This is a genomic window from Paenibacillus sp. OT2-17 (genome assembly GCF_009827695.1).
GTDB lineage: Bacteria > Bacillota > Bacilli > Paenibacillales > Paenibacillaceae > Paenibacillus > Paenibacillus polymyxa_B.
Genome location: NZ_WUDQ01000054.1, coordinates 1 through 17,553, shown reverse-complemented (window position 1 = coordinate 17,553; position 17,553 = coordinate 1). Strand labels below are relative to the sequence as shown.

17 protein-coding genes and 1 riboswitch are annotated in these 17,553 nt (G+C 46.9%); of the genes, 7 read left to right on the top strand and 10 right to left on the bottom strand.

Going from position 1 to position 17,553, the window contains the following annotated elements; translation table 11 throughout:
* From GRP75_RS10385 to GRP75_RS10370, 4 genes are all read left to right on the top strand, one after another.
* Positions 1-1,033 (top strand): ABC transporter ATP-binding protein (locus tag GRP75_RS10385; RefSeq protein ID WP_160789276.1); only part of this gene is annotated, 1,033 nt, incomplete at its 5' end.
* 28 nt (positions 1,034-1,061) lie between these two features.
* Positions 1,062-2,789, top strand: a complete 1,728-nt coding sequence (locus GRP75_RS10380) for an adenine deaminase C-terminal domain-containing protein (RefSeq protein ID WP_160789275.1) — start codon at positions 1,062-1,064, stop codon at positions 2,787-2,789.
* Positions 2,790-3,215: 426 nt separating this feature from the next.
* On the top strand, positions 3,216-3,692 hold the full coding sequence (locus GRP75_RS10375) for a Dps family protein (protein ID WP_023990827.1): 477 nt from the start codon (positions 3,216-3,218) through the stop codon (positions 3,690-3,692).
* A 150-nt stretch (positions 3,693-3,842) separates the two neighbouring features.
* Positions 3,843-5,006: a nitric oxide synthase oxygenase gene (locus tag GRP75_RS10370; RefSeq protein WP_160789274.1), complete on the top strand. Its 1,164-nt coding sequence runs from the start codon at positions 3,843-3,845 to the stop codon at positions 5,004-5,006.
* A 25-nt stretch (positions 5,007-5,031) separates the two neighbouring features.
* Here GRP75_RS10370 and GRP75_RS29195 read toward each other — a convergent pair whose 3' ends face one another.
* A complete protein-coding gene (locus tag GRP75_RS29195; RefSeq protein WP_013312451.1) occupies positions 5,032-5,193 on the bottom strand; it encodes a hypothetical protein in 162 nt (53 codons plus the stop codon).
* Positions 5,194-5,313: 120 nt separating this feature from the next.
* On the opposite strand from GRP75_RS29195, the gene GRP75_RS10365 reads away from it, so the two are divergent.
* Positions 5,314-5,772 (top strand): hypothetical protein, encoded by a 459-nt coding sequence (locus GRP75_RS10365; protein WP_053326325.1) that lies wholly within the window; start codon positions 5,314-5,316, stop codon positions 5,770-5,772.
* A gap of 67 nt (positions 5,773-5,839) precedes the next feature.
* Here the strand turns inward: GRP75_RS10365 and GRP75_RS10360 are convergent, their stop codons facing one another.
* The 5 genes from GRP75_RS10360 to GRP75_RS10340 all read right to left on the bottom strand — a co-directional run bounded on the left by GRP75_RS10360 (position 5,840) and on the right by GRP75_RS10340 (position 9,033).
* Complete coding sequence (locus GRP75_RS10360; RefSeq protein ID WP_013312449.1) at positions 5,840-6,277, bottom strand: AbrB/MazE/SpoVT family DNA-binding domain-containing protein; 438 nt, start codon at positions 6,275-6,277, stop codon at positions 5,840-5,842.
* A gap of 186 nt (positions 6,278-6,463) precedes the next feature.
* Positions 6,464-7,183, bottom strand: a complete 720-nt coding sequence (locus tag GRP75_RS10355; protein ID WP_076264523.1) for a 3-ketoacyl-ACP reductase — start codon at positions 7,181-7,183, stop codon at positions 6,464-6,466.
* 120 nt (positions 7,184-7,303) lie between these two features.
* On the bottom strand, positions 7,304-8,155 hold the full coding sequence (locus GRP75_RS10350; RefSeq protein ID WP_160789273.1) for a DUF4097 family beta strand repeat-containing protein: 852 nt from the start codon (positions 8,153-8,155) through the stop codon (positions 7,304-7,306).
* Between the two features lie 4 nt (positions 8,156-8,159).
* Positions 8,160-8,711 (bottom strand): DUF1700 domain-containing protein, encoded by a 552-nt coding sequence (locus GRP75_RS10345; RefSeq protein ID WP_028540761.1) that lies wholly within the window; start codon positions 8,709-8,711, stop codon positions 8,160-8,162.
* Positions 8,704-9,033, bottom strand: coding sequence for a helix-turn-helix transcriptional regulator (locus GRP75_RS10340; protein ID WP_160789272.1), 330 nt, complete (start codon positions 9,031-9,033; stop codon positions 8,704-8,706). Before GRP75_RS10340 ends, GRP75_RS10345 begins: the two co-directional genes overlap by 8 nt.
* A gap of 382 nt (positions 9,034-9,415) precedes the next feature.
* On the opposite strand from GRP75_RS10340, the gene GRP75_RS10335 reads away from it, so the two are divergent.
* Positions 9,416-9,949: a DUF6985 domain-containing protein gene (locus tag GRP75_RS10335; RefSeq protein WP_023990820.1), complete on the top strand. Its 534-nt coding sequence runs from the start codon at positions 9,416-9,418 to the stop codon at positions 9,947-9,949.
* Positions 9,950-10,037: 88 nt separating this feature from the next.
* On the opposite strand, the gene metE is transcribed toward GRP75_RS10335, so the two are convergent.
* From metE to GRP75_RS10315, 4 genes are all read right to left on the bottom strand, one after another.
* On the bottom strand, positions 10,038-12,356 hold the full coding sequence (gene metE, locus GRP75_RS10330; protein ID WP_160789271.1) for a 5-methyltetrahydropteroyltriglutamate--homocysteine S-methyltransferase: 2,319 nt from the start codon (positions 12,354-12,356) through the stop codon (positions 10,038-10,040).
* Positions 12,357-12,516: 160 nt separating this feature from the next.
* Positions 12,517-12,712: riboswitch (cobalamin riboswitch) on the bottom strand.
* A 176-nt stretch (positions 12,713-12,888) separates the two neighbouring features.
* Positions 12,889-13,386 (bottom strand): anaerobic ribonucleoside-triphosphate reductase activating protein, encoded by a 498-nt coding sequence (nrdG, locus tag GRP75_RS10325; RefSeq protein ID WP_023990818.1) that lies wholly within the window; start codon positions 13,384-13,386, stop codon positions 12,889-12,891.
* Positions 13,383-15,332 (bottom strand): anaerobic ribonucleoside triphosphate reductase, encoded by a 1,950-nt coding sequence (locus tag GRP75_RS10320; RefSeq protein ID WP_023990817.1) that lies wholly within the window; start codon positions 15,330-15,332, stop codon positions 13,383-13,385. Before GRP75_RS10320 ends, nrdG begins: the two co-directional genes overlap by 4 nt.
* 291 nt (positions 15,333-15,623) lie before the next feature.
* Entirely contained in the window at positions 15,624-16,094 is a 471-nt protein-coding gene (locus GRP75_RS10315; RefSeq protein ID WP_160789270.1) for an AbrB/MazE/SpoVT family DNA-binding domain-containing protein, read from the bottom strand.
* A gap of 234 nt (positions 16,095-16,328) precedes the next feature.
* Between GRP75_RS10315 and GRP75_RS10310 the strand changes: the two genes are divergently transcribed.
* Positions 16,329-17,553, top strand: a 1,225-nt coding sequence (locus GRP75_RS10310) for a glycoside hydrolase family 3 protein (RefSeq protein WP_160789269.1), incomplete at its 3' end; no start/stop codon positions are given.

Genomic DNA, 17,553 nt, shown 5'->3' with positions numbered 1-17,553 from the left:
ATCGGTCGCTTATGACAACCAACTGATCTTGCAGGATTTCGATTTGCAGCTCGAACGGGGGCAATTGCTCTCGCTGCTCGGACCGAGTGGTTGTGGCAAAACGACCACACTTCGTCTCATTGCAGGATTTCTCGAAGCTAAACAAGGAACATTTTTGTTTGGCGATAAGGATTATACTCGGGTTCCGGTAAATAAACGGAACTTCGGCTTTGTATTCCAAAGTTATGCACTCTTCCCGCATTTGTCCGTTTTTGATAATGTTGCCTTTGGTCTGCGGTTACGCAAGGTAAAGGAAGATGATGTAAAGCGCCGCGTTATGACCATGCTGGATACGGTTAGCCTGGGGGGATTTGAAAAACGTTTCCCCGGTGAATTGTCAGGCGGACAGCGTCAACGTGTTGCGATTGCGCGAGCGCTTGTGATTGAACCCGACCTGTTGTTGTTTGATGAACCTCTGAGTAATTTGGATGCTAACCTGCGTGTAAATATGCGTGTGGAAATTCGCCGTATTCAACAGGAACTGGGCATCACTACCGTATATGTATCGCATGATCAGGAGGAATGTTTTTCGATTTCTGACCAGGTTGCGATTATGAATAAGGGGAACATCGAACAATTAGATGCTCCATCGACCATTTTTAAATATCCGACGACCGAATTTGTCGCCCGTTTTATTGGGTTTAATAATTTTCTGAGTTTTGACGAGCGTACTGAAGAAGGGGATCGTATTCGACTAAATACAGGCGATCTTTCGTTCGGTGTAGCGCGTAATCAGGGTACTGCCCAGCCGGGTGCTCGTCAGGGCGCTATTCGCCCGGATGATTTGGTCATTCGAACAGAAGGCAACGAGACAGGGGAAAATGAGCTTCCCGGTATTATTAAGGTAAGTACTTACCTGGGGCGTAGCTATCAGTATGTGGTAGAAACGGCGAAAGGCAACTTTACGGCTAATCAGGAAATGGATACGCCTTACCTGAGCGGTCAACGGGTTACCCTGCATTTTCCGGCAGATAAAATGGTGCTGGTCCAATAATCAGCGGGTTCGATGAAGGAGATACATCATGCGTGCAGACAAAATGATTTTACAAGTTAAGGTGTATAACAGTTACTATAAGACGTTTGAAGAAGGTAATGTAGCTATACTTGACGGTAAGTTTATGTATATCGGTCAGCGTGGTCTGGAGTCTTTTGAGGTGGCTGAGATTGTAGAGGGGCATGGGAAATATATGATTCCCGGCCTGATTGACATCCATCTGCATATCGAAAGCACAATGGTGACACCGGCAACCTTTTCCTATGGGCTGATTCGCAATGGGGTAACGACGATTGTACCGGAACCGCACGAAATGGCGAATGTTTTCGGATTGGAAGGCATTCAGGAAATGATGGAAGCCAGCAAAGATTGCGTGGCTGATATGTTCTACGGTATTCCAAGCTCTGTCCCGGCAACGCCGCTCGAAACCTCAGGAGGCGAGATCGGTATTCCCGAGATAGATGCCCTGCTGCAAACCGGTGAAATGATCTGCCTGGGTGAAATTATGAACTATGTGGATGTCATTCGTGATCCGGAAAGCAAGACGAACCGCATCTTACGCCATGTTCGTGAGCATTACCCGGAGCTGATCATTGAAGGCCATACGCCGCAGCTGCTTGATTTGGACCTGCATCAGTTGATCTATGCGGGGATAGGCTCGGACCATACTCACCAAAGTATTGAAGGTATGAAGGCGCGGATGGCTGCCGGGATGTTTATTGAAATCCAGGAAAAATCGATGACCCCTGAAGTGATGGACTATCTTATTCAGGAAGATGTGGCACAGCATTTTTGCTTCGTAACGGATGATGTGATGCCAGACTCTTTCGTAGAGCGAGGGCATCTGAACCATATCGTAAGTAAAGCTATTGGAATGGGCATGAAGCCTGAGGATGCCATTTATGCAGCTACGTTTACTCCTGCTGCACGGATGCGTATGCATGACCGCGGAACAATTGCACCGGGAAAAATAGCTGACTTTGTACTGCTGTCCAATCTTGGTCAGTTTGATGTGGAGCAAGTCTATAAGGACGGACACAAGGTTTTTGATAAATTCGAGGAATACCATCAAGCACCGATAAAAAGCCGCTTCCCCGCCCATTTTTATCAAAGTGTGAAGCTCAATCCGCTCACGGAGCAGGATTTTACGGTAAAGATGGATGTAGCTGATGGCACACATCAATGCCGTGTTATGATGGTCAAGGATGGCTCAACTTTTACGAGCGAACGGATTGCCCCTGCAAATGTGGAGCAGGGTGAACTGGTATGGGAACATGGTGAACATGGACTCATCGCTACGTTTGAGCGATATGGAAAGAATGGCAACCGTGCTTATGGTTTGATCGGGGGAGATACGATTAAACGTGGGGCAGTGGCAACCACCTATTCGCACGATAACCATAACTTGCTGGTCGTAGGGCATAACAAGCAAGATATGATATTGGCTGCGAATACGGTTTTATCCAGCCAAGGTGGCTTTTGCGTAGTTGAAAATGGCAAGGTGCTGTCCCATTTGCCGTTAACCGTAGGCGGGATTTTAACAGAAGGACCGCTGGAAATGGTTGCAGCGCATGTGAAGGAGCTGCGTTCAGCCTTGTTGTCGCTGGGCTACCGCCATTACAATCCAATCATGTCGCTGAGTACGCATTCTTTGCCGGTCAGCCCGGCCCTGAAAATTACCGATCATGGTCTGATTGATGTAAATGCTGGCAAGGTTGTATCCTTAATCGTGGAACCTTCAGAGATGCAAGAATAATAAAAGAGCCGACCCTCTTACGGGCCGGCTCTTTTTTGTCGTGGCTAGGTATGAGGTAGTAGGTTATGGACTTTGGACTTTGTCTACAATACAGATACTTTAGCAGACAAAATTAACATCTTCTTTACTCCTATTGATGTAACCTATGTATAAAGATAAATAAGTCTTGGTTCTGGATATCCTATTGCCTATAGAGTTTGATTTACAATCAATTCACGTAATCTTCATGATTAAAACCGAATAAAGACTTGAAAAACATCGACACAGTGTTATAATTAAAACAGGATTTAGATTAAGTCTAAATTAATAAATAAATATTTATTGGATTCACGCATGGGATTTTGAAGAAAATCAGACACTACTGTTAACGAGTATCCAAGCTTTACACCAACTATATTTTGAATGAAAACGAGAGGGGATTTTAACATGAGTACATTAAATCATACGAACGCACCTACACAAGAGGCCATTCAAGAATTGCACAAGGCATTGAATCGTCAGGTAGCTACCTGGTCTGTATTGTACACGAAACTGCATTATTTTCACTGGTATGTGAAAGGACCTAAATTCTTCACACTGCATGCTAAATTTGAAGAACTTTACAATGAAGCAACAGCTAATCTAGATACGATTGCTGAACGTTTGTTGGCTATTGGTGGCCGTCCGGCTGCGACCTTGAAGGAGCATTTGCAACTTTCAGCTATTCAGGAGTCCGCAGGTGAGCAGACAGCTGACGATATGGTGAAGTCCGTTGTTGCTGATTTTAAAACCATCACTGTTGAACTGGCTAATGGGATGGAAGCAGCGGAAGCAGCACAGGATAAAGCGACAGAGGATCTTCTTAACGGCTTGAGAGAAGCAATGGATAAACATATCTGGATGCTGAGTGCGTATTTGGGATAAGATATTGGGATATATTTCCACGTATATGGAGATCAGGTGAACAAGGTACACATCCCGTTGGTTCCACTCTGCCGCTGGAGTATAATAACGTGAAGGCGTGGAAGACCACAGGCTCTTGAGTCATAGAGCTGCCGGGATGGGGTGTGTGTTATGGAAGTGAAACAACAGCTTTTGCATGAAGCGGAGCAGTTTATATATACATGTTATGAGGAGCTGGGCCGAAGCCGCGATGAAGCGGAAGCCCGGCTTCTTCATATTCGTCACGACATAGAGACAACTGGAACGTATGATCATACGTACGAAGAGCTGGAGCACGGAGCACTCATGGCTTGGCGCAATAGCAATCGTTGCATCGGGCGCTTATTTTGGGACAAGCTTTTGGTCAGAGATGCGCGGGCCGCGTCAGATGCGGCGGAGGTGGTCAGCGAGCTCCTGGAGCATATGCGCATAGGAACGAATGGCGGTAAAATTAAGCCAACGCTTACTGTATTTCGCGCCTCCAAGCCGGGGCAGCCGAATATCCGCATCTGGAACCATCAACTCATTCGTTACGCTGGATATGAAACCGATCAAGGGATCATCGGGGACCCGATCTCGGTGGATTTTACCAATGTTTGTAAAGATATGGGCTGGCAAGGAGCGATGACTCCTTTTGATATTTTGCCACTGGTTGTGGAAGCAGGCGGGCGGCCTCCCGAGCTATTTGATATTCCTGAGCATTTGGTGATGGAGGTAGCCATTGAGCATCCAGAACTTTCGGGTTTCGCTTCCTTGGGATTACGTTGGTATGCCGTGCCTATGATTTCGGACATGACGCTGGAAATTGGCGGTATCATCTATACGGCGGCTCCCTTTAACGGCTGGTATATGGGAACAGAAATCGGCGCCCGTAATTTTGCGGATACCTTCCGCTATAATATGTTGCCACAGGTGGCTAAGCTGATGGGGCTGGATACGACGAGTGAAACAACGCTTTGGCGTGATCGGGCGCTGGTGGAATTGAATATTGCTGTGCTGCATTCTTTTAAAAAAGCGGGAGTCAGCATTGTCGACCACCATACCGCAGCGGCACAATTCAAGCTGTTTGAGGAACGGGAGGCCAAGGCTGGGCGCGCACTGACAGGCAATTGGACATGGCTGATCCCCCCGCTATCCCCGGCGACAACGCATATTTTTCATAGTTCCTACGATAATCGGCTTGTGAAGCCGAATTTCGGAGTTCAAGAGAAGCCGTATATGTCGAGACAGGCTAATACAGTATCAGATGCAGTGCTTCAGCAGAAGCGCCAAGGTTGCCCTTTTCATTCCGGATAATGATGGGAATGACCTAATGGCTGGATTAGGATTCCAGCTTATCCCATGCAACGATAAAAAGGGTAGCCAGTGGCCCTATTAATAGGGAGAGCAGAAACCAGTTTAGCCCGCTCCGATTTTTGGACTGTGCCAAGCCGGCATTAATCAGGGCAAGCGTTCCCCAGCCTATATAATAATCTTCTGACATGGTATTCTCCTTTGTAAAAAGGTATAATATCGTACTGTGTATGGTATGAACACATCCATGATTTCATAAGTTTAAAGTAAATATAACTTTATATATCCTGGTTTGAGGAGCGAAGCTAAGTTGGAAAGATATCAGGCAGAGCGCGTTGTCGCTGAGCTTTTGGAACGGGCTGCTATAGGTGTGACAGTTAAGCTGGAGAAACGTTTTCCTGGTGGAAGGCTGATTGGGGGCAAATATGCCATGAATGCTCACGCTATTACCATGTATACGGACGTTATTGAAACACAGTGTTTACAAATGTTCGGCAGCGTTGATCGAGTTGAGGAGTATTTTACGGTTGTGCTTGCACATGAGATCGGGCACGCCGCCGATACGGAATTAGTGGACCTCTCCGATGCTTTGGAGCAAGAGAGCGGGATAGGGACCCGGCAACGACTTGCGCTGCAAATTGAAGAAAACGCATGGAATTATGCGCTTAGATTGGTGCCTGAAATAGAAGCAACGTTTATTTCTGCCGTAATAGACGAGTCCTTGCTGGCCTATCGAGTCCCGGTTATGGAGCATTCTGACATTGCGTAACGATGATGATCCGAGAGCCGTCAGGCTCTTTTTTTGTTGATAATAACAGACGGATCGGCAGGATTATCTAAAGGAGTAGCTTTTTAAGCTGTGACACGCGTCCCTGGGATAGTTCGAGCATTTCGGCTAATTCTTTTTGAGATACATTAGGATGCTCCTGCATGAGTTGTTTTAGTTTATTCAGGAGATCATTCTGATTTCTGTAACTCCTTCTTTTCTTGGGCTGGACAGGACGGGATTCACTCAAATGACTGGAAGGATTATCGCTCTTCAGATTTTCAATACAACTTTTACATATCAGATGATCCCTAAAATAGCTCAAATGATCTACGGCACCACAAAAATAGCAAGAAACCCCCGTATACTTGCGAATCATCAGTCCCTCTGGGGTAATAAAAAAATCGAGGGCATCTCCAATATTAATATTCATAGAATTGCGCAGCTCCTTGGGCAGCACAATGCGGCCCAAATGGTCTAATGGCCGTGTCATTCCTGTGTTCTTCATCATTTTTCCCCTTTCCTGAAATGCGCTTATAGTTGTAGGAATTGTATGTATATATGCTGGAAGTACAAAGCGCTTATATTACAGTTTGTTTTGGTATAGCTCTGCTGAAAAAAAAGCTCCGGCATGACGAACAATTACGTCTGCCGGAGCATTGTACAGCCAATGAATCTAAGATGTCGTGTCGAATTACTGTGGGTTGGTTGTCCAAATACCGGCTACTTTTAATTGAACCCGTGGAGGCAGTTTCAATGCGGCTAATGTCAGATCGGCCAAATCTTGCGGTTGAAGCATGCGATCTTCATCACCAATAGGCAATCCTGCATTTGCCGCCAGTTCTGTATTGACAGTGCTTGGAGTCAGCGCGGTAACGCGAATGTTAGATTTGCGAACTTCCTGCATCAGTGCTTCCGTGAAGCCCATCAAAGCAAATTTGGATGCGCAATATGCCGAGCCTGTTGCAAAACCTCGTTCTCCTGCCGTCGAGGAAATATTAATAATGTTTCCGCTTTTTTGTGCCAGCATGCTTGGAAGAGCAGCATGTGTGACATAGTAGGTTCCCATCAGGTTTACGCGAATAATACGTTCCCACTCTTCGGGGTCCATATCTGCGACTGTGCCAAAGGTAGCAATGCCTGCATTGTTGATCAAAATATCGACAGCGCCCAACTCGTGTTCCAGTGAAGCTACAGCGGCAGCGGCCTGTGCGCGATCCGATATATCTGCAACAGCACTCACCACTTTCACACCGTATGTACTCCCCAGCGAATCCTGCAGCTTTTGCAGGTCAGTCAATGTTCGTGAGATTAATCCCAGGTTAACGCCTTCCTTAGCTAAAGTTTCGGCAATTGCTTTACCGATTCCTTTGCTGGCTCCTGTAATAATGGCTGTTTTATTCTTAAGTTCCATCCAGTCTCCTCCTTTTCACTCCATAACGTGGTTGTGCATGTGAGCACATGGTTACATTATACAAGGTTAAACTCATTGAACCAAACTTCGCCTCTGATGAGGTATTCATCTAGAGGTCTCCTATTTGGAAATATTAATATCCCCTGAGGTGGTTTCTGCCTTTATCACGTTCACACTACCGGGAACAGATTCGGGAGTATCTATACTCCCAGAGTCAGAGTGGACATTATAAACACCTTTAAAATCGGGAGCTTGTTTAATCTTCACGTCACCAGAATCAGCATTCACTTCCAAGTTGGCTACGGCACGTTGCGTAATATTTGTCTCCCCTGAGGTTAGGGAAATAAGGCCATTACCGCTATAATCGCGGATGGTAACATCGCCAGAAGTAAGCTTCAACTCCATATCTGCTGCAAGCTGACTGGCTGTAAAATTGCCGGATGTTAAATTTGCGATCAGGTGGGTACTTTGGAGGTTTGTAATCTCGGCAGTGCCTGAAGTAGCGGTGATGGAAGTATTCTGCACGGAGGCATCTTGAAGTTTTACATTCCCTGAATGTGCATCTATCTGTAGGTCAGTTAGTGTTTCGCCGGAGGGCATCTCTATGGTAATCGTTTGATCCACATCAGGGGTGATCGAAAGGAATGACAAGGAAGGGGCCGGCTCCGATTGAATCGTAAGCTTACCGTTCTCAATTTGGGCATTATGAATCTGGTCGGCTACTTTTGTCTGAACTTCTCCACTAATGCGTATCGTACCTTGGTCGCCAGAGCCGGGAGTAAACAAAATAGAGACATCATCAGAACTGTCCACTTTCAGCTTCTGTAACTGACCACGTGTGAACGTCCATTTTTTGTTAATCGCAGTTGTTTCCTTCATGACTTGTTGACTCCATGGGGCACCGTAGGCCACCATTCCGGCTGCGCCGATGACAATGCACAGACCTGCTGCAATAAACCACTTTTTATTCATGTTGTTAGTAAGCTCCCCTCAGGGTAGTCTGATTCCATTTCCAGTATCGTACTGTGCCCTTGACCATAAGGAGTAGGAGATAACGTACTCCAGGCAGCAGCAATAGACCTATACCCGTCAACGTGATAGAGAAAAAGAATTTGGCCGGGTAAAAGGTGCTGTTTAGTGCATAATCAGTAACGGCGAGAAGGGGGGCTGCAATGAAGCTGACCGATAGCACGGTCAATGAAGCCCATACTGCCCATAGGGTAGCCATAATCGGGATGGAGATTAGCAAATTGAGAAACAGTAGCCCTAAGAAAGTAAAAAGATTGCGTGCGAAGCTTCCCTGACGAAGCGGAGGAGAAGCGTTCCAGGCTGCATTGGGATCATCCAACGCTTCTCGGGCAATATCCTCCGGGTTACCCAGTTCATTGGCAATCTCACTTTCGCTTTTGCCATTAACCAACCCGTAGTCAAAATGCTGGCTCAAATCACTAAGCAGCTCATTGCGTACCTCTGCAGGGAGAGGAGAAAGAAGCTGCTCTACCTCTGTAAGAAACTGTTTTCTATTCATCGGAATTCCCTTCCTCCAGTAGGCTTGCGACATGATGGACAAAATCATTCCATTCCCGCGTAAGTATTCTTGTATAATGGCTTCCAGTATCAGTCAGCCGATAATATTTGCGGGGAGGTCCCTCGGTCGATTCCTGTAAATACGTTGTGCAGTATCCTTCTGATACCAGACGGCGAAGTAGTGGATATAGGGCTCCCTCAGCTACTTCAATATGACGGGAGACGGCTTGAGCCAACTCGTAGCCATAACGGTCTTTGCGTCCAATTAGAACTAGAACGCACAGTTCCAGTACCCCTTTTTTGAATTGGATGTTCACATTCACGAGCGGTGCTCCCTTCCTGGATGTTATCAATAATTCATAGGTGTCGTTCGGAATAAGGGGAAGAAACGTGTGTTTGTGCATAATTTGTCACGGGTACTAATTATAGAACAGTAGTCAGGTATAATTTAACATCATGTACTGATTAATGCAAGGTACTAAATTTTTAATAATAAAATATTTGTGCCGAAATGGGCAGATTTTCTTTCTTGAAGGCTTTATTGAATAGCGAATGTTGTAGAAAAAAGTATTTTTATTTGGAAATTACTCGAAATATGGCTGGAAGCACAAATAGAATGCTACTTTAATTTCATTCATTAAAATGATAGATTGTAAAGTATTCAATAGGGTTAAATATTACTTTTTATGAAGAGGTGGGTAAAGGGTGGATTGGAAAAATTGGTATATGGAACTGGAACAGGATGATGAGTCTTGGGATGTATCTGAGGAGATTGTTCTGCGTGGTGTAGTACATCTTAATTTTTGCGGGCAGCCCTCGGAAGTAGAAGTCGAATTTATCGTGGGGGCTGACTCCGAAGAACAGGCACAGACTATAGAAGAACCTACACAGTTGCAAAAAAACACATGGGAGCAGTATATGGAATATTCGTCAGCTATTCATCCTCAAGTGTTGGAGTCCATACACCATCATTATGCTGGCATAGTGGAAAAGTACCGGAATGCTTACAGTATATGGGGAGAGGACCCAGATGAATATGCGCCTTATGTGGAGCGGCCGGAACAATTGCTGGATCGAATACAGCTTGTGTCTATACTGATTTCCGACTCATCGGCAAAGGATGAACTGTATTTGAATTTTAGTTGCTCCTGGGATCAAGAACATGGCTTAGGCGTACATATGAAGCAGATGAAAATGGAGCATATTCAAGGCGTTTATACATTATATGACCTAGAATAAATCCCCCTTCCCGGCTTTTACCAAAAAGGGCCGGGAAGGGGAATAGGATATGGTGAAAATGATGGCGCGATTTGATACGATAAAAAAATTAGTTGGATACAGCCAATGCAGCCCGGGCTGCTTGAGCCGCTTGTACCATTAGTCGCAAGGCGGCGACAGATTCCTCCTTGGTGCGGGTTTTCAGACCACAGTCCGGATTAACCCAGAACAAATCTGATGGCAATACGCGCAGGGCACGCTGGATCATGCTTAGCATTTCAGATACATCGGGGATGCGCGGACTGTGGATATCGTACACGCCCAGACCGATGCCCTTGTCGTATACCTGATCTTCAAAGCTGACAATCAGTTCTCCGTGACTTCGCGAAGTTTCAATAGATATAACGTCGGCATCCATATCGGAGATGGACTGAATCATATGCTGAAATTCGGAATAGCACATGTGCGTATGGATTTGGGTCGCAGGCTCAACGGTGGCCGTGGTCACAAGGAAGGCTTGAACCGCCCAGTCCAGATAGGCTTGCTGTTGTTCTTTTTTCAGTGGAAGCCCTTCACGAATTGCAGGCTCATCGACCTGAATCATGCCGATGCCCGCTTGTTCCAGTGCCTCTACCTCTGCCCGTAATGCCAGAGCCAACTGTAAAGCAACTTGACTACGAGGAATATCGTTACGTTCAAAAGACCAGTTCAAAATGGTCACAGGGCCTGTAAGCATTCCCTTAACAGGCTTGGAGGTTAACGATTGGGCGAATGCCGTTTCTTCCACGGTCATGGGCTGATTGAAGGAGACGTCTCCGTATATAATCGGCGGTTTAACACAGCGGGAGCCGTAGGACTGCACCCATCCGTTTTGCGTAAAAGCAAAGCCGTTCAGCTTTTCGCCAAAAAATTCAACCATATCGGTCCGCTCAAATTCTCCATGAACAAGCACGTCAATGCCAATGTCCTCTTGAATATCAATCCATTCCTTAATTTGCTGTTGGATGAACGCCCGGTATTGCTCGGCTGACCATTCTCCTTTGCGATAGTGCAGGCGGGCCTTGCGGATCTCGGCGGTTTGCGGGAAGCTACCAATGGTCGTCGTAGGCAGTGGAGGCAACTTCAGCTTATTTTGCTGAATCTCACGACGCTCGGCGAAAGGAACGCTGCGTGACAGAGGCTCTTTTGCCAACAGGTCGGCCAGATCGGCAGCTGTCTGTACGCGTGCCGCTGAACTGTTGAAACGGGCTACCGCATCCGCACTTTGCTCAAGCTTGGCGAGTGCGGAAGGATCGTGTTTGCCAAGTGCAGCCGTCAGGACGGCGATTTCCTCCAGCTTTTCATCGGCAAAGGCCAGCGCTTGCACCAGCTCCTTGTCCAGCTTGTGCTCTGCCTCCAGGCTGACTGGCACATGCAGCAGACTGCATGATGGCTGTACGATAATCTGTGCGGCAGTGGTTTGTTCTGCTAACTGACCCAGCAGGGCAGCCACAGCGTTCAGGTCGCTTCGCCATATATTGCGCCCGTCAATAACCCCAGCGCCCAGCGTTTTTCCTTTAGGGAAGCCATGCTGCAATATATGCTGAAGATTTTCGCCATCATCATACACAAAATCAAGACCCAGCCCCTGTACCGGAAGTGCGGACAGACGCTCATAATGGTCCAGGCTGCCAAAGTAGGTTTGCAGCATTATATTCAAGGAGGGCGCAGCTTGAGTCAAAGCTTCATAGACTTCCTGAATAATGTCCAAATCCTCTGCCGGGAATGAGGTGGTTAGGACAGGTTCATCGATTTGGACCCACTGAACGCCTTCTGCCGCTAGTTCAGACAGGATACGGGTGTACAGTGGCAGGAAGCTTCGTACGATGGTGGCCAAATCCTTACGATCATAGCCTTTGGATAAGGTAACGAATGAATAGGGGCCGATGAGGACCGGTTTCCCATCAATGCCTAGTTCTTGTTTTGCTTCACGATAAGCCTGTAAGGGTTTATTTTCAGTGAACACCGGGACTGCGTTTGCCAATTCAGGAACGATGTAGTGATAATTGGTATTCATCCATTTGGTCATTTCACTGGCGGTTGCTCCCTTCTGTCCACGAGCGATCCCAAAATACACGGACAGAGGAACCGGACCTGCGGGACGATGGTTGAACCGTTCGGGTACCAGACCGAACATTACAGATGTATCCAGCATGTGATCGTAATAGGAGAAGTCTCCGACAGGAATGCGATCAATCCCCTTGTCACGCTGCTTGCTCAGATGCTCCAACCGTAATCTTTTCATCTCCGTCTGCAGTTCGCTTTCGTTAATGCTGCCGTTCCAGAAGCGTTCCAGTGCTTTCTTCCATTCCCGGTTTTCGCCGATACGCGGATATCCCAGATTACTGCTAATCAAGCCGGACAATTCAGGCCATTCAATAATGGACATGTACTTTTCCTCCTAGTGGGTAGCTGTTTTATTTTTACGTACCAAAAAAGGCATTCTTCCCCCAGAGTTAAAAATAAGTAGGGGAAAGAATGCCTCCGTGATTAAAAAATCAAAAATACGGCGACTGCTCTTAACACCTCCCTATCTTCCGTAGGTACTTGCGATGTTGTTAAAATAGGCAGGTCTCCTGACTTACGGATCATGACTCTCAGCATTCCTTCCCGGTCTGTGGACCAGTGGATATATGAACAGCTGAAAGTTCCCCGTTTACAGTGGCGGGACCGTGCCGGATTTGCACCGGCTTCCCTTTTAAGCCTGATCTGAATAGAACAGACACCTATCTCCAAGCTATGCGGTTAAGGTATGACGAATAATTATGCACTCGTATACTTGTTCACCATCATAAGTGAAACTTACAGGATGCGCAATAGAAACTCCAATGGAAACAGTTAGCTATATGAAAAAAAGACAAGCCTTACCCATGATGGGGACTTGTCTTAGATATATAGCATCTTGCCGGGTAAACTTCGCGTTAAGCCAATGAAACGGTATAGCCTGCCTGAATACTGGCTTTTACATCTACCAGACGCTGGTTGCGACTGCCCCGGAAGGGAAGGGTCAGGTCTTTTTGCTGTTCTACAAAACGACCATCCACAATCACATCGCACAAAAGCGCTAGCTCCTGTCGCTCCTGATCTGTGAGTAAATCTTCATAGACAAAGCCAGTATAAGCCCACACGGTTCTGTCGGGACAGGCCTCGCGGAAGTCACGCACAAATTGCGAGCATTCTGCTGCTGAGAAAAACGGATCTCCCCCGCAGAGAGTCAGTCCGTCCAACAACGGATTATCCATGATGTCACGAATGACTTCCTGTTGTCGTTGGGGTGTAAATGGCTCACCTGCACGGAAGCTCCACGACGCTGGATTAAAGCATCCGGGACAGGCATGACGGCAACCGCTAATAAACACGACAGTGCGCAGGCCGTATCCTTCGTTCAGAGATTCCGGAATGTAGCCACACAAATTCACTTATGTTTCACCCGGTCTCGAACTTCTGCCTGTTTTGCAGCATTAAAGCGAACGGTATAATCTCCTGTCAGATATCCGGTTACCCGACGTAAGCGCTGAAAGTGTGTATGCTCCTCATCTGTGCCACATTGGGGGCAGCTTGTCCCGATAATCCCTTCATAACCACATTCCGTACAACGATCCACCGGGTGGTTGATAGAGAAATAGCCGATGTTCTGATGCAGCGCGTACTGAACAATTTTAAGAAACGCATCCGGGTTATTCCGCGCATTGCCGTCCAGTTCGATGTATGAAATCGCACCAGCGTTGCAGAGGTTATGGAACGGAGCTTCCAAGCTGATTTTACGAGCAGCCGGGAGCGTATAATACACGGGAATATGAAAAGAATTCGTGTAATATTCTCGATCATTTACCTCAGGAATAATTCCGAAATCACGTTGATCCAGCAATGTGAACTTGCCCGACAGACCTTCGGCAGGCGTAGCGAACAATGTAATATTTAAATTGTGATATTCACTCATTCGATCGCAATACACGCGCATGGAAGTGATGATTCGCTGTGCCTCGCGGTATACGAAATCATCCTCCCCGTGGTGTTTCCCGTATAGTGCCTTCATGCACTCAGCCAGCCCGATGAACCCGATCGAAAGCGTACCGTGCTTTAGTACGCTTCCCACCTTATCATCTGGCGCCAGTTGTTCTCCACCTTCCCATACCCCTTCGCGCATCATAAAGTCCGAGGCTTTGGCCGGTTGGCTGGTCTGGATTTGATAGCGATGGATTAGGCCATCCACCGCAATGCGCATAACTTCTTCCAGTCTCGCATCAAAGCGATCACGGTCAGGTGTCAGGCGTTTGCCTGTGCAAATACCATACTCAATGCCAAGCCGCACCAGATTAATGGTATTGAAGGAGAGATTTCCCTTGCCACTCTGCCGGTTTCTACCGAAACGGTCAGAAATGGTGCGGGTACGGCAACCCATTGTCGCTATAATGGTATCCGGGTCATCAGCACGGTAAAAAGGCAAGTTGAAGGTAGCATCCACATTCACAAAATTGGGATACATCCGTCTGCTAGAGCATTCTACCGCCCGTAAGAACAAATCATAATTGATGTCGCCTTCTGCCTGGTTGATTCCCTCTTTGCATTGGAAAATATGCTGCGGAAAAATAGGAGTTTCCCCGCTGCCCAAGCCGCGAATAGTGGCCTCCAGCAGCGATTGAGTAACAAGCCGTCCTTCAGCAGACGTGCACATTCCGTAATTCAGTGAAGTGAATGGAATCTGTCCACCTGCCCGACTGCTCATGGTGTTCAGGTTATGAATGAGCGATTCAGCAGCCTGCCGGGTTTCCGTTTCCGTTTCTTCGCGTGCGAATGCGTATGAACGAGGGCAGACTTCTTGCAAATGGGGATTGGCCATATGTAGTTCATCGTCAGACAGATGGGATTCTATCTCTTCCTCGAACAACCGAAGTCCTTTGCGCAGATGTTTGCGGAAGGACCGGGCAACGTATGGGGCAAGGTCCCAATCTATTTTGTTGGCGGAGACACCTCCGAATTGGCTGTTTTGCTGAGATTGGAAAATAATGGCGACCAGTGCCATAGCGGACATAATCGTTTGCGGTGTGCGCACAGAGCCGTTGCCTGTATTGAAGCCGTCTCGCAGTAAACGACCAAAAGGGATAAAGATACAATTCGTAGTTCCGAGCGCATATTGGTCCAAATCGTGAACATATACATATCCGTGGTCAATCGCGTTCGTCAGTTCAGGCGGAAGTACCCGCAGGCGCGCATACCATTTGGCATACTCGGACCCAAGCTTGCTCATTTTGCCGCTGAACGATTCTCCATTCAAATTTGCATTCTCCCGCAGCATGTCCAGATCTTGTGCCCCAATGACCCGCTCGCCGATGTCGTATAATTGATGTTCCTCCAGCACCTTCATCGTAAAACCCTCCATATAGTAAAATATATATATTTTTCACAAAAACAACATATTGATGATATCTTGTGTTAACCAATTGTTTCGATCTATATATTGTATATACGTATACATTGAGAGTATGTGACTATTGTCACATTGGTAGGAGCGGGCAGCATAAAAAAGCCAGATATAGAGTAAGGGACACATCCGCGGATATGCACCTTACTCTATATCTGGCCATCGTAGTTGCGATGAAAATGATAGGCTTGCGAGTACATAGTATAGGATCTTGGGATATTGTTTTGAGAAGGTTTAGAGTAGCTTTTTCAACTGGGACACCCGGCCTTGGGAAATATCTAGCATTTCGGCATACACTTTTTGTGGCAGGTTCGGGTGTTCCTGAATCAGCTTGCGTAGCTTTTTTACCATTTCACCTTGCTGCACTCTAGATTGCTTGGGCTGCCAGGTTGTGTTGGTTCGGGTCGGCTTGGAATGTTCTTGAGCCTGGATAGCATCGGTGCTTGTGGCATGCACATTTTCATCGGTCTTTAATACCTGGATGCACTCTGCGCAAATAAAGCTGTCGCGAAAATAAGTTAAATGATCCACCGCGCCGCAAAATTTGCAGGAGACACCCGTGTATTTTCTTAATACAAATCCTTCTTCATCTACGAAAAATTCAAGTGAATCACCGATATTGATATCCATTGTGGTGCGCATTTCCTTAGGGAGTACAATCCGCCCCAATTGATCCAGAGGCCTTGTCATTCCGGTATTTTTCATTAGCGCTTCCTCCTTCAGTGATATATCCTGATTATACCAAAAAATATTATTTTTAGCTTTGTATATTGAAGGTAAAATACAACTTTTTTTGTCTTTATGCTGCGGTCTCTCTTTCAACCAGTATAGGATGTTTTCGGTATTGTTGCCGGGGTACCCCTTTTTAGCTATGATATATTAAAACGCTTTCATAAATGAACTTTTTATCATCTTAATTAAGCTAAGGAGATGACGGATATGAGTCATGAAACAACGGGTATCGAATATTTATTTCAAGATCCGAAGATTCATCTGGATGAGCGTGTACGGGATCTTGTGTCGCGACTAACCTTGGAGGAAAAGGTTGAATCCATGTTGCAATACCAGCCGGCCATTGACCGATTGGGAGTCGCAGCTTATAAGCACGGTACGGAAGCGGCACACGGGATAGCGTGGTTAGGTGAGGCGACTTCATTTCCTCAGCCTGTAGGATTGGCATGTACTTGGGATACGGAATTAATGCGCCTCATCGGCTCTGTTATCGCAGATGAGGCACGTGTTTACTATCGTCGTGATCCCAAATTAAACGGTCTGACCCTGTGGGCACCTACGGTGGATATGGAGCGTGACCCGAGATGGGGACGCAATGAGGAAGCTTACGGTGAAGATCCGTATTTGACGGGAGAGTTGTCAAAGGAGTTAGTCAAGGGGATACAGGGGGATCATCCGGTATATTTGAAAGCGGTTGCCACTTTAAAACATTTTCTGGGTAACAATAATGAAGTGGATCGGGGAAGTGGCTCCTCCAGTATAGACCCGCGAAACCTGCGAGAATATTACCTAAGAGCTTTTGAAAAGCCTTTTACGGAAGGCGGCGCACAGTCGATGATGACTTCTTACAACCTGATTAATGGAACGCCTGCTACGTTATATCATGGGGTTAACGATATTGTCAGGGACGAATGGGGGATGGACGGCTTTGTTGTAAGTGATGCGGGTGATGTCATGGGGATTGTCAACGATCATCAGTATTACGATTCCCATACGCCTGGCGTGGCCGAATCTATTCGGGCGGGAATTGACAGCATTACAGATGATGCGGAGCTCTCCAAACAGGCGATTCGTGAAGCCTTGGCGCAAGGAACGCTACAAGAAGAAGACTTGGATCGGGCATTGTTCCATACGTTTCGTGTCCGTTTTCGTTTGGGGGAATTCGACCCGGCGGCAGACAATCCCTATGCCTCGATCGGAGAGGAAGCTCTCATGACAGAGCAAGCCCGTGAATTGTCGTTGCGTGCGGCGAGGGAGCAGATCGTACTGCTTAAAAATGAGCATGAACTCTTGCCATTGAACCCTGCCCGGTGTGGCAAAGTAGCGGTCATTGGTACGCATGGCAATGAGGTGTACCGCGACTGGTATTCCGGTACGCTGCCCTACCGGGTTACACCGCTGGAGGCGATTCGTGCCAAGCTGGAAGGCGAGG

Bases quoted from the DNA above. Each gene is read 5' to 3' on its own strand.
- GRP75_RS10380 (WP_160789275.1), top strand. From the start codon at position 1,062: ATGCGTGCAGACAAAATGATTTTACAAGTTAAGGTGTATAACAGTTAC.
- GRP75_RS10375 (WP_023990827.1), top strand. From the start codon at position 3,216: ATGAGTACATTAAATCATACGAACGCACCTACACAAGAGGCCATTCAA.
- GRP75_RS10370 (WP_160789274.1), top strand. From the start codon at position 3,843: ATGGAAGTGAAACAACAGCTTTTGCATGAAGCGGAGCAGTTTATATAT.
- GRP75_RS29195 (WP_013312451.1), bottom strand. From the start codon at position 5,193: ATGTCAGAAGATTATTATATAGGCTGGGGAACGCTTGCCCTGATTAAT.
- GRP75_RS10360 (WP_013312449.1), bottom strand. From the start codon at position 6,277: ATGAAGAACACAGGAATGACACGGCCATTAGACCATTTGGGCCGCATT.
- GRP75_RS10355 (WP_076264523.1), bottom strand. From the start codon at position 7,183: ATGGAACTTAAGAATAAAACAGCCATTATTACAGGAGCCAGCAAAGGA.
- GRP75_RS10350 (WP_160789273.1), bottom strand. From the start codon at position 8,155: ATGAATAAAAAGTGGTTTATTGCAGCAGGTCTGTGCATTGTCATCGGC.
- GRP75_RS10345 (WP_028540761.1), bottom strand. From the start codon at position 8,711: ATGAATAGAAAACAGTTTCTTACAGAGGTAGAGCAGCTTCTTTCTCCT.
- metE (WP_160789271.1), bottom strand. From the start codon at position 12,356: ATGTCCATTATTGAATGGCCTGAATTGTCCGGCTTGATTAGCAGTAAT.
- GRP75_RS10320 (WP_023990817.1), bottom strand. From the start codon at position 15,332: ATGAAGGTGCTGGAGGAACATCAATTATACGACATCGGCGAGCGGGTC.
- GRP75_RS10315 (WP_160789270.1), bottom strand. From the start codon at position 16,094: ATGAAAAATACCGGAATGACAAGGCCTCTGGATCAATTGGGGCGGATT.